Here is a 763-nt window from a genome sequence, read left to right on the forward strand (position 1 = left end):
CTATCTAGCCTGTGAAAACCGTTGGTTAGTGCAGATAACAACCGGAAACAGAACCACGGATGAACACGGATCGACACAGATGGAGACAAATCTGTGTTTATCCGTGTCTATCCGTGGTTCGAGATAGCCAGGATTAGATCGTTTGTTAATTGAGAACACCCCCTAGCAATATCAATTGAAACTAGGTACTAGTACAATATTTCATCTAATTTTTCTATTTTGTCATTTCGAGCGAAGCGAGAAATCCTAATCCTTGTCCCGACGGAGGAGGGATCTTATGAGCGATAGAGAACTGCTGGCGTTCGAACTGGCGGACGGAATCCCCGTCTATGTGGAGACCACAGACACCGGGACGGACGCGGGCCTGCGCCGCGTGGACCGCGGCCCAGGGGACCCTCTGAAGGCCGACAGCCGCTTCGAGGAGGCGGTCGGGCGCATCCGCCCCGCCGCCCAGGCCCTGCTCGACAGCCTGCGCGAACTCAACACCCCCGAAGAGATCGGCCTGGAGTTCGGGCTCAAGTTCAACGCCAAGGCAGGCGCCGTCATCGCCTCGGTAGACTCCGAGGCCACCTTCAAGGTATCCATCAAATGGAAGAACCCGGCATAGGGCGCCTCGACCTCTTCGATCCCCTCTCCCCAAGCCCCCTCGCTGCGCGCTCGGGGCAGGCTCGAAGGTGTCGCATGTGCTGACCGTTGCCGCCAGCTGGTGATGGGGTCCGTAAGCCGTCTGAAAGACGGCGGTCCCAGCCGGCCCGGGACCGCC

At 58.5% G+C, this 763-nt stretch carries 1 protein-coding gene; it reads left to right on the forward strand.

Translation table 11 applies throughout. The features are described 5' to 3' along the window. Nucleotides 1–277 precede the first annotated feature (277 nt). The gene (locus tag BQ17_RS09365) at nucleotides 278–607 is read left to right on the forward strand and encodes a CU044_2847 family protein (RefSeq protein WP_089726440.1); all 330 of its coding nucleotides are present in this window, start codon (nucleotides 278–280) and stop codon (nucleotides 605–607) included. Nucleotides 608–763: the final 156 nt, after the last annotated feature.

Origin of the sequence: Candidatus Thiosymbion oneisti (genome assembly GCF_900092655.1) — a bacterium.
Classification (GTDB): domain Bacteria; phylum Pseudomonadota; class Gammaproteobacteria; order Chromatiales; family Chromatiaceae; genus Thiosymbion; species Thiosymbion oneisti.